This is a genomic window from Pseudoduganella dura (assembly GCF_009727155.1).
Lineage (GTDB): Bacteria > Pseudomonadota > Gammaproteobacteria > Burkholderiales > Burkholderiaceae_D > Rugamonas > Rugamonas dura.
The window spans coordinates 6,902,422-6,913,453 of record NZ_WNWM01000002.1 but is presented as its reverse complement, the minus strand read 5'-3'; the positions used below and the strand labels follow the sequence as shown (position 1 = coordinate 6,913,453).

Genomic DNA, 11,032 nt, shown 5'->3' with positions numbered 1-11,032 from the left:
GCATCCTGCAGCCGCTCGCGGCTGACGCTCGTGACATCGCCGGCCGACTTCTTCAGCTGCAGCGTGATCGCTTCCCAGTTGCGCAGGATGCGCATCGCATCCTCGCCGGCATCGGTGAGGATCTTCTGCAGCTCGATGGCATGGTCGCCGATCAGCAGCGGCGCGCAATCGGGCTGCAGCTGGAAGAAGATCAGGTTGCCGAGGAATTCGACCAGCTTCGATTCGAGCACCTGCAGCTCGCGGTCTTCCAGGTGGCGCGCCTCGCCGTCGTAGCGCAACAGGGCGCCATAGTGGTGCAGCCTGTCGGGCGCCATGAACATGTAGACCACGTCGGAATCGACCGCGTACAGGTTCAGGCGGCCGTCCGGCGCCAGTTCGGCCAGCGAGCTGTGCCAGATATCGTGCATGTCGCCGATCAGTTCCTTCAGCCGGTGCTCGGCGCCGTGCACGCGCTGCTGCACGTCGGCGGAGCCCTGGGCGCCGATGGCCGCGCTCATGGCAGCGCTCCCGGCGCGAACGCCTGGTTCCAGCCGGCCGGGAAGCCGGCCGGCAGTGCCGGCGCCGTCTCCACGTCGATCGCGTCGTCCGGGCACGTGGTATCGCCGCAGCCGAAGATCATCTGGTACGTGGCCCGCACGTCCGCCGCCATGCCGCGTTCCATGCCCCGCGTATCGCCGGCCAGGTGCGCGACCAGTTGCGCGATGCGCTCGTGCTGCAGTCCCGTGTGCGCCAGCGGGTACAGGGCGAGCACGAACTGGTGCCGCAGGATGCGCGTTTCGTCGGCCGTGAACATGGCGGCGTGGCCGTCGCGGAACAGCAGGTCCCATGCGTCGCACAGCGGTTCGGCCGCGTTGAACGGCCGCACCGTCTGCACCAGGCGGAGCAGGTCGTGCAGCGCGGCCAGGTATTGCTCGCCGGCGTTTACGTGGTCCGTCGCGCGCTGCACCAGCAGTTTCAGCGCGAGCGCGATGCCGTTCTCCAGGCAGACGCCCAGGTACACCTGGCCGGTCGCGGGCCCTCCCGGATCGGACGAAGGCCGGTAGTTCGGATCCGGCATGCTGCCGAGCTCGCGGCAGATGCGGGCGATCGAATCGATGTGGTCCAGGTCCTCGCGGGCGGTGCCGACCAGGTGCGCCACCGGCGCGAAGGCCACGGCCCGGCGGTTGTCGAACTGCCAGCCCAGGATGGCCTTGCCGATCCACTGCGCCATCGTCGCTTCGAGGCGCCGCTCGTAGTGGGTGCGCCAGTCCCAGCCGGTCACGGCGCGGTCGCCGGGGAAGTGCTCGGGATCGGTCCAGCGCGCGCACAGCAGCAGCACGTCGTGCGGCAGGCAGCGGCGGGTCATGACAGGGCCTCCGCCAGCGCGCGGACGATGCGGTCGATCGGTTCCGGCGTCATCCGCCTGAGGAAATATCCGTCGTTGGTTTCCGGTTTCGAGCGCACCTCGCCGAGATATTGCGCGGTAACGGCGGCCAGCGGCACCGTGAAGGGCTCCATCACCATTTCCGGCACGCCGTTCAGGCTCGCGTTGCGGTACTGCGCCACCACGGCAAGGTTCACCGTGCGGCCCCAGTTGCCGCTGCACACCGGGCCGTCGTAGGTCATGCGGAAGCGCGGCCCGCCGTTGCACGCGCCGTGGGGGCGGCGGCGCAGCACCCGCGTGCCACCTGTCCAGGCGTCCAGGTCGAGGTCCAGCCGGATCAGGTGGTGGCCCGGCATCAGGTGCGACAGGCCGATGATGTCGCGGTAATAGTCGGGCACGGGCTTGCGCACGTGCCGTTGCCGGCGGATCAGTTCCCGCTGCGGCGCCACCCACACGCAATGGCCGCCGAAGCGCACCTTGCCGCTGTCGACGTCGTCCTTCCAGCGCCCGCTGTCCACATAGTCCTGCACGGCCGGCACGTCTTCCGGCCGGATCTCGGACCGGCACCCGGCGCCCAGCTCGGCAGGCGCCGGCACCGCCAGCCGCGGCGCGCCCGGCCGGCGGTCCATCACGGACGTGAAGAAGCGGCCGTAGGTCGTGACGCGGGACAGCACCGTCCACGGTGCCGCGCCGTTCGGCTGCAGCAGCGGCTCGGTGGAGTGGCGCCAGAAGCCGCGGCTCACGCAGCGGCCGCCCAGGTCTTCCACCAGTTCGTCCGGTGTCGGGCTGGCATCCGGCGTGCCCGCCATCGCGGCGGCCAGCTCGCGGCACACTTCGCGCAGCGGCGCCGCGTCGAAGCCGCTGTCGAGGGTGTCTTTCAGGTTGACCAGGAAAATAAGGCCGCGGCCGCTTTCGGCAAGCCGGTCCAGCAAACGTGCCACCGTCGTCATCGCTGCCTCCCTCAGTTCCCGCGTGCCCGCGTTCACGGCCATTGTGCGCCCGTGCGGCTCGCAAGCAAAGAGCCGGCGGGACCGGCGTGTCCACAGCCCGCCACAGTCGGGTTGCCGGCGCATGCGCTTGGCCGGGGAATGCAATTCGCCGACCCGTGCATTTCGCCGGCGCATGCGTTTGCCGGCGCATGCGTTTGCCGGCGCATGCGCCGGCCCCCTCCGGCGATCAACAGCCTGATCGATTCCGCCCGGCGATGGACAGCGGCGAACACAGCCGGGTACCATCGTCCCGCACACTAATATATTAGCGACGACTTGCCGGCGGCGGCCGCCGGCAAGTCGGTTCGCGCCGGAGACCCATGTCCATCTGCCCCACCTCGCGCAGGCGCTTCCTGCAATCGGCCGCGGCCGCATCAATGCTGTCCTCGCTGCCCGGCCTGGCCGGGGCCGTGACCGCGAATGCCGGCGGTAAGTCCGCGCCGGTGTCCGGCACCGCATTGCGCTGGCTGGACGGCAAGCCGCCGGCCCGTTTCGACGGCGCCACGCTCGGCGTGCCATGGCCGCGCGGCACGTTGCGCCTGCCGTCGGGCAAACGGCTCGACTTCACGCTGGGCGCCGGCGGCCCGGCCATGCAATCGTGGCCGCTGGCATACTGGCCGGACGGTTCGCTGAAATGGACGGCGCATGCGGTCGCGGGCGGCACGCCGGCCGACGGCTGGGACATCCAGGCCGGCGGTTCCGGCGGCGGCACGGTATCGGTGCGCCAGGCGGCAGGGCGGATCGTGGTCACCGCCGGGGAGCTCGTGTGGACCGTGCCGGCTTCCGGCGAGTACCTGGTCGCCAGCGCGGCCCGCGCCGGCCGGGTCACGATGCAGAACCTGAAGCTGGTCGCGCTGCGCCAGGACGGCCCGGAGCCGGAAGGCGCCGGCAGCGTTTCGCAGCAGCCGTTCACGAGCAAGGTCACGAAGGCAACGGTCGAACAGACCGGGCCCGTGCGCGCGGTGGTCAAACTCGACGGACTGCACACCGGCGGCGGGCGCGACTGGCTGCCGTTCTCGGTGCGCCTGTACTTCTACGCCGGGTCGGATAGCGTGCGCATCGTCCATTCGTTCATCTACGACGGCGCGCCGGAGAAGGATTTCATCCGCGGGCTGGGCGTGACCGCGCAGGTGCCGATGACCGACCGGACCGTCGACCGGCATATCCGGTTTGCCGGCGAGGGCGCCGGCGTGTGGGGCGAGGCGGTGCGGCCGGTTACGGGCCTGCGGCGCGACCCCGGGCAGGCATTCAGGGATGCCCAGGTGGCGGGCAAGGCGCTGCCGCCGCTTGCCGGCATGGCCAAGCCCGTCCAGGACGGCCTGCGGTGGATTCCGGAGTGGGGCGACTTTTCGCTGTCGCAGCTGTCGCCGGACGGCTTCACGCTGAAGAAACGCACGCAGCCGGGCCGCGCCTGGATCGATGCGAACGCCGGCACCCGTTCCAAGGGCTTGCTGTACGCCGGCGGGGCCGCGGGCGGGGTGGCGCTGGGCCTGAAGGATTTCTGGCAGCGCGCGCCGGTGCGGCTGGACGTGCGCAACGCCGCCACCGCGATGGCGGACGTGACGGCCTGGCTGTGGTCGCCCTCGGCGCCCGCGATGGACATGCGCTCCTACCGCGGCGAGGACGGCATGGACACGCACGAGAAGCAGATCGCCGGCCTGAACATCACCTACGAGGACTACGAGGCGGGCTGGGACGCGGCGGCCGGCGTGGCGCGCACGTCCGAACTGCAGCTGTGGGTGTTGGGTGGCACGCCGTCGCACGAGACGTTGTCCGCCATGGCCGGGCAGGTGGCCAACCCGGCGCGGCTGGTGCTGGCGCCGGCCCGCATCCACGGGTGCGGCGTGTTCGGCGACTGGGACCCGGTCGACACCGGCACGCCTGCCCGCAGGCTGGTCGAGGACCGGCTCGCGGCGCAACTGGACCAGTACCTGCGCGAGGCCGAACAGCATCGCTGGTACGGCTTCTGGTCGTACGGCGACGTGATGCATGCCTATGACGCCGACCGCCACATGTGGCGCTACGATATCGGCGGCTACGCATGGGACAACTCCGAGCTGTCGACCGACCTGTGGCTGTGGTACAGCTACCTGCGCACCGGCCGGGCCGACCTGTTCCGCTTCGCCGAGGCGATGACCCGCCACACGGGCGAGGTGGACGTGTACCACCAGGGCCGCTTCAAGGGATTCGGCACGCGGCACGGCGTGCAGCACTGGTCGGACTCGTCGAAGCAGCCGCGCGTGTCGAATGCCGCATACCGGCGCATCTATTACTTCCTGACCGCCGACGAGCGGGTGGGCGACCTGATGCGCGAACTGCTCGATTCCGACGCGGACCTGGCCAAGGTGGACATCTCGCGCAAGCTGGCGAAGCAGCCCGGCACGCCGGACAGCCAGCATGTCGTCGCGTCGTTCGGCACCGTGTGGGGCTCGCTGATCGCCGCCTGGCTGGCCGAGTGGGAGCGCACCGGCGACACGCGCTGGCGCGACAGGATCGTCAACGGCATGGAGACCATCGCGGCGCTGAAGTGGCAGTGGTTCACGTCCGCGGCCCCGTACGACCACCGGACGGGCAGGTTCATCGGCCCCGGCGACAATCCCGGGTTTTCGAACCTGAACGGCGTGTTCGGCGTGGTGGAAATGAATTCCGAGTTGCTGACGCTGGTCGACGTGCCCGCGTACCGCAAGGCGTGGCTGCGGTACTGCCGCACGTACAACGCCCCGAAGGAGGAGATCGTGGCGCTGCTGGGGCGCGACCCCGGCGGGCGCGGCATGAGCGAGACCAACTCGCGGATGACCGCGTATGCCGCGTTCCAGGAACGCGACCGGACGCTGGCGCTGCGCGCGTGGCGCGAATTCCTCCAGTCCGGCGAGCTGAAGCGCGGACCGGCGCTTCCGCGGCGCATCGACGGCCCCGCCGTGCTGCGCCCGCTCGATGAAATGCCCGACATCAGTACCAACGGCTCGGCGCAATGGGGCCTGGCCGCGATCCAGCACCTGGCGCTGGTCGGCGATACCCTGGATGAAGCCGCCCGCGCCGCTGGCCTGGTGCCCTGATTTTTACGTGAATCGAGAAACGATGAAAAAACTTGTGCTTGCCCTGCTCGTGGTGGCGGGATGCGCGGCGTCCGGCGTGGCCGCTGCGGAGTTGCCTTCCACGGCGCTTTCCGCCGCGGGTTCGGCTGCAAATGCGGCTACGCAACTGCGGCCGGCCTTCCTGCTGACCGGCGCGCTGTCGCGCGACAGCCAGGACCTCTCCGGGCAATGGACGTATTCAAAGGACCTGTACCGGACCGGCCTGACCGACATCAACGGCTGGGTCGCCAAGTCGCGCATGCAGCGCTACCGCGACCTGGACGTGGCGACCGAGGAAGCGCGCGGCACCACCGACTTCTACGAATTCGACATGGACCGGGGGCCGCGGATCGCCGTGCCGGGCGCGTGGAATGCGGCCACGCCGGAGATGCGCTACTACGACGGCCTGGTCTGGTTCCAGCGCAAGTTCAAGGCACCGGCGAGGGAGGGCGAGCGCGCGTTCCTGCGCTTCGAGGCCGTCAACTACAAGGCCTACGTTTACCTGAACGGCAAGGAGATCGGCCGGCACGAAGGCGGATTCACGCCGTTCGTGCTGGAAGTGACGGACGCGCTGAAGGAGGGCGACAACCGGCTGACCGTCGGCGTCGATTCCACGCACGACGCGCAGTCGATCCCCACCTTCATCACCGACTGGGACCTGTACGGCGGCATCACCCGGCCGGTGCGACTGATCCGCACGCCGGCCACCTTCATCGACGACGCCACGCTGACGCTCAAGCCGGACGGGCGCATCGCCGGCGAAGTGCGCCTGCAGGGCGCGCAGGCGGCCAACCAGGCGGTCACGGTCGCCATCGGTGCGCTGTCCACGGCCACCGCCAGGACGGATGCGAACGGACGGGCCGTGTTCGACATCCCGGCGCCAGCGAAGCTTGAACGCTGGTCGCCGGACAGTCCGAAACTGTACGACGTGCGCTTTTCGGCCGGCGGCGACACGGTGCGCGACCGCATCGGCTTTCGCACGATCGCCGTCAAGGGCAACCAGATCCTGTTGAACGGCAAGCCGCTGTTCCTGCGCGGGATTTCGCTGCACGAGGAAGAGTTCGGCCCGAACCCGGCGCGCAACATGACGGAACAGGCATCGCGCGCGCTGCTGTCGGAAATCAAGCTCGGCCTGAATGCGAACTACGTGCGGCTGTCCCATTACCCGCATTCGGAAACCACGGTGCGGCTGGCCGACGAGATGGGCCTGCTGGTATGGAGCGAGATTCCCGTCTACTGGACGGTGGACTGGGAAAATCCGGCCGTGCTGCGCAAGGCGCTGGCGATGCAGGCCGAAACGATCTACCGCGACCGCAACCGCGCCGCCGTGGTGCTGTGGAGCGTGGGGAACGAAACGCCGGTGTCGCCGGCCCGCACCGCCTTCCACGGCGCCATGGCCGACAACGTGCGCGCGCTGGACCCGACGCGCCTGGTCAGTGCCGCGCTGCTGGTCGACCGGCACAAGGAAAACGGCGAGGATGTCACCGTGATCAAGGACCCGCTGGTCGACAAGCTCGACGTGCTGGCCGTGAACACCTACGCCGGCTGGTACGGCAACGACACGCTCGATGCGCTGCCCACGCTGAAGTGGAAGGTGCCGGCCGACCGGCCGCTGATCCTCTCCGAATTCGGCGCCGACGCGCTGGCCGGCTACCGCAACGACGGCATGAAGAAGTTCACGGAGGAATACCAGGCCCAGTACTACCGCAAGACGCTGGCGATGGCCGAGAAGATCCCGACGCTGCGCGGCCTGTCGCCGTGGATCCTGAAGGACTTCCAGTCGCCGCGGCGCGAGCATCCCGTGTTCCAGGACGGCTGGAACCGCAAGGGGCTTGTCTCCGAAACGGGTGCGCGCAAGCAGGCGTTCGGCGTGCTGTCCGACTACTACCGCGGCAAGGCAGGTACCGCACCGTAACTGTCGAGTCCGTGTCACACTGGTGCCAGGCACCAGTGTGACACGAGCTGGGCTGTAAATTCGTTGCCGCGCGGGTATTGCTGGCAACATGCTACGATCATCCCTTCGCGTGTGATAAAGGGACGTAAGTGGAGTCGTTGATACTGATCGGCCTGATCGTGTTGAATGGGGTGTTTGCCATGTCGGAAATCGCGCTGGTGACGGCGCGCAGGGGCAAGCTGATGAAGCTGGCGGGCGAGGGCGATCATGCAGCGGCAGCGGCGCTGAAGCTGGCGGAAGACCCGACCCGCTTCTTGTCCACTATCCAGATCGGCATCACGTCGATCGGCATCCTGAACGGTATCGTCGGCGAGGCCGTGCTGGCGGCGCCGCTGTCGCGCTGGTTCATCGGGCACGGCATGAACGAACAGCCGGCCGAGATCACCGCCACGGCCGGTGTCGTCATCGTCGTCACCTACGTGTCGATCGTCATCGGCGAGCTGGTGCCGAAGCGCCTGGGCCAGCTCAGCCCCGAGCTGGTGGCGCGGCTGGTGGCGCGGCCGATGCAGAGCCTGGCGGTGATGACGCGCCCGTTCGTGATGCTGCTGACCGGCTCCACCCACGCGATCCTGCGGCTGATGGGCGTGCGGCAGACATCGCAGAACAGCGTCACGCAGGAAGAAATCCACGCGATGCTCGAAGAAGGCTCGGAAAGCGGCGCCATCGAGCAGCAGCAGCACGACATGGTGCGCAACGTGTTCCGCCTCGACGACCGCAAGCTCGGTTCGCTGATGGTGCCGCGCTCCGACATCGTCTATCTCGACATGCGCCTGTCCGTCGACGAGAACCTGGCGCGCCTGCTCGACTCGGAACACTCGCGTTTCCCCGTCTGCGACGGCGGCCTGGCCAACGTGCTGGGCATCGTCACCGCGAAACAGGCGCTCGCGGTGGTGGCGAAAGGGCAGTTGCCCGACTTCGCCGCGATCGCGCAGCCGGCCGTCTACGTGCCCGAGACGCTGACCGGCATGGGGCTGCTCGACCAGTTCCGCGCCAGCGGTGTGCAGATGGTGTTCGTCATTGACGAATACGGCGGGATCGAAGGCCTCGTCACGGTGCAGGACATGCTCGAGGCGCTGACCGGCGAATTCACGCCGCGCAACGTGGAAGAAGCGTGGGCCGTGGCGCAGCCGGACGGCTCGTGGCTGCTGCAGGGCACGATTCCGATCCACGAGCTGAAGGACCGCCTGGTCCTGCGCGCCGTGCCGGAAGAGGAGAAGGGCCATTACCACACGATCAGCGGCATGATCATGCTGCTGCTGGGCCGCCTGCCCGCGGCGGGCGACTCGGTGGAGTGGGAAAGCTGGCGCTTCGTGGTGGCCGGCATGGACGACAAGCGCATCGACAAGGTGCACGCCTTTTGCCTCGGCAAGGACGAGGAAACGCCCGGCGAGGCCTGAACCGGCGCGGCGCGGGCATCCGCGCATCTGCCCCAAGGGGCATGACAGCCGGCTGCGCAAGCTGTAACGTGGTGCGGTCCACTCACCAAGGGGTATCCATGCACCAATTCCAGTATCGCCGGCGCTCGCTGCTGCAGGTAGCGGCCGGCGCGGCACTCGGTGGCGCCGCGCCGGCCGGCAACGCCGCGGCGCCGGCGGCGCACGGCCGCGACACGCTTGCCGGCAGCTACGACCTGGCGACCGGTTTCGTCAACCTCGAGAACGCGTATTACGGCGTGATGTCGGCACCGGTGGCGGAAGCCTACCGCCGCAATACCGATTACCTGAACCGCAACAACTCGCGCTACCTGCGCCGCGAATTCGACCGCGAAGGCATCGAGGCGATCCGCGCCACGCTGGCCGCCCACGCAGGCGTGGCCACCGCGGAACTGGCGATCACGCGCGGCGCCACCGAATCGCTGCAGAACCTGATCTCGAACTACCGGCTGCTGAAGGCGGGCGACACCGTCATGGTCGGCAACCTCGATTACGGCACGATGATCGATGCGATGAACGATCTTGCGCGGCGCGGCGGCGCCACGGTGGCGACCGTGCTGATCCCGGAACCGGCATCGCGCGCGAACGTCATCGAGGCCTATGAACAGGCACTGGCCAGGCATCCGCGCACGAAACTGCTGCTGCTCACGCATGTCAGCCATCGCACCGGGCTGGTGATTCCGGTCACGGAGATCGTGCGCATCGCGAAAGGGCGCAACGTGGACGTGATCGTCGACGTGGCGCAATCGTGGGGCCAGCTCGACTATAAAATTCCCGATTTCGGCGCCGACTTCGTGGGCGCCAACCTGCACAAGTGGATCGGCGCGCCGCTGGGACTGGGTTTCCTTTATATCCGTGCCGGGCGGCTGCAGGATATCGGCATCGAACGGGGCAACAGCCTGTTTCCCGCCTCGGATATCCGTGCGCGGGTGCACTCCGGCACGGTCAACGTGGCCGCCATCATGACGATTCCCGCCGCGCTGCGGTTCCATGGCCAGGTGCCGCTGGCATGGCGCCAGGCACGCCTGCGCGCGCTGCGCGACCACTGGGTGCGCCAGGTGCTGGAGGTTCCCGGCGTGCAGATACTGACGCCCGAGGAAGCGGGGATGTACGGGGCGGTAACGTCGTTCCGCCTGCGCGGCAGGACGACCTTCGAGGCCAATGTGGCGCTGGCCCGCACGCTGATGGACGATCACGGCATCTTCACGGTGGCACGCGACGGCCCGGCGGCCGGCAGCTGCATCCGCGTCACGCCGTCGTTCTTCACCACCACGGCGGAGCTGGACAGGCTGGTTGGGGCGATCCGCACGCTGGCGCGTGCCTGACGGCCGCCTGCGGCGCCCGTTGCCGGTGCCGCAAATCCTGCCAGCGCTCCTTGCCAGCGCAGTTGCCGGCGCGCTTTGCCCCTTCTAGCGGCGAAAGCGCGAGTAGATCAACAGGCTGGCCGCCCCGATCAGGAACATCAGCCACCCGGCCGGTTCCGGCACCGGCAGTACCGGCACCCTCGCGGGCAGCGGCCCGCCCGGCATGGCCCCGATCGGCCCCGGCGTCCAGTCGCCGAACGGACGTGCCGGCACGGTCTCCAGCCGCGGGGCGGGGGCGGCGGGCGCCATGGACAGCTGCGCCATCGCGTCGGCCGCTTCGATATCCACTTCCGGCGCGCCCGCGGGTTCCGGGATCGCCCCCGGGCGGTGCGGGAAAGCGGGCAACGCGGTGCCGGGTCCGGGCCCGGCACCGCCCGTTTCGCCGGCATTGCCGCCGCCCGACGTGCCGCCGCCTGTCATGCGGATGCGGCTGATATTGCCGCAGATTTTCGGCACGATCAGGCAGTAGCCATCGGCGCAATACACCTTTGCCGGCTCGCGCGCGCCGGCCGGCCAGCGTTCCCGCGTGACGCGTTCGCACACGGTCTGGCGCCCGAAGTGCATGTCGGTGATGGCGGCCTGGTATGCATTGCGGCCGCGGATCGCGTCGCGCGTGATGGTCACGTCATCGTCGGCCGTGCCGGCATCGATGCTGGCTGCCAGCCGGGCACGCGTGTCGGCCGGGATGTCGATGTAGCGGGAGACCGCTTCGGTGGCCGTGCCGCGGTAGGGATTGCGGCCCGGCGAGTTCCAGGAACAGGCGGGGACCATCGCGGCTGCCGTCAGGGTGGCCGAAGCTAATAACAGGGACATGATTGGAGCGGCGTGCGCTGTCGCAGCGATGGCTACTGCAAG

At 69.1% G+C, this 11,032-nt stretch carries 8 protein-coding genes; 4 read left to right on the top strand and 4 right to left on the bottom strand.

What is annotated here, in order from left to right; translation table 11 throughout:
- The 3 genes from GJV26_RS29735 to GJV26_RS29725 form a co-directional block, all read right to left on the bottom strand.
- On the bottom strand, positions 1-497 hold a 497-nt coding region (locus GJV26_RS29735; RefSeq protein ID WP_155712148.1), incomplete at its 3' end, for a hypothetical protein.
- On the bottom strand, positions 494-1,345 hold the full coding sequence (locus GJV26_RS29730; protein WP_155712147.1) for a hypothetical protein: 852 nt from the start codon (positions 1,343-1,345) through the stop codon (positions 494-496). The genes GJV26_RS29730 and GJV26_RS29735, both read right to left, overlap by 4 nt.
- On the bottom strand, positions 1,342-2,313 hold the full coding sequence (locus tag GJV26_RS29725) for a hypothetical protein (protein ID WP_155712146.1): 972 nt from the start codon (positions 2,311-2,313) through the stop codon (positions 1,342-1,344). Before GJV26_RS29725 ends, GJV26_RS29730 begins: the two co-directional genes overlap by 4 nt.
- Before the next feature lie 359 nt (positions 2,314-2,672).
- Here GJV26_RS29725 and GJV26_RS29720 point away from each other — a divergent pair, with 359 nt between their 5' ends.
- The 4 genes from GJV26_RS29720 to GJV26_RS29705 all read left to right on the top strand — a co-directional run bounded on the left by GJV26_RS29720 (position 2,673) and on the right by GJV26_RS29705 (position 10,138).
- Positions 2,673-5,408 (top strand): exo-rhamnogalacturonan lyase family protein, encoded by a 2,736-nt coding sequence (locus GJV26_RS29720; protein ID WP_155712145.1) that lies wholly within the window; start codon positions 2,673-2,675, stop codon positions 5,406-5,408.
- Between the two features lie 22 nt (positions 5,409-5,430).
- A complete protein-coding gene (locus tag GJV26_RS29715) occupies positions 5,431-7,341 on the top strand; it encodes a glycoside hydrolase family 2 protein (protein WP_155712144.1) in 1,911 nt (636 codons plus the stop codon).
- A gap of 128 nt (positions 7,342-7,469) precedes the next feature.
- The gene (locus tag GJV26_RS29710) at positions 7,470-8,777 is read left to right on the top strand and encodes a hemolysin family protein (RefSeq protein WP_189442013.1); all 1,308 of its coding nucleotides are present in this window, start codon (positions 7,470-7,472) and stop codon (positions 8,775-8,777) included.
- Positions 8,778-8,875: 98 nt separating this feature from the next.
- Entirely contained in the window at positions 8,876-10,138 is a 1,263-nt protein-coding gene (locus GJV26_RS29705; protein ID WP_155712143.1) for an aminotransferase class V-fold PLP-dependent enzyme, read from the top strand.
- 84 nt (positions 10,139-10,222) lie between these two features.
- On the opposite strand, the gene GJV26_RS29700 is transcribed toward GJV26_RS29705, so the two are convergent.
- A complete protein-coding gene (locus GJV26_RS29700; protein ID WP_173346312.1) occupies positions 10,223-10,990 on the bottom strand; it encodes an MHFG family PEP-CTERM protein in 768 nt (255 codons plus the stop codon).
- Positions 10,991-11,032 lie beyond the last annotated feature (42 nt).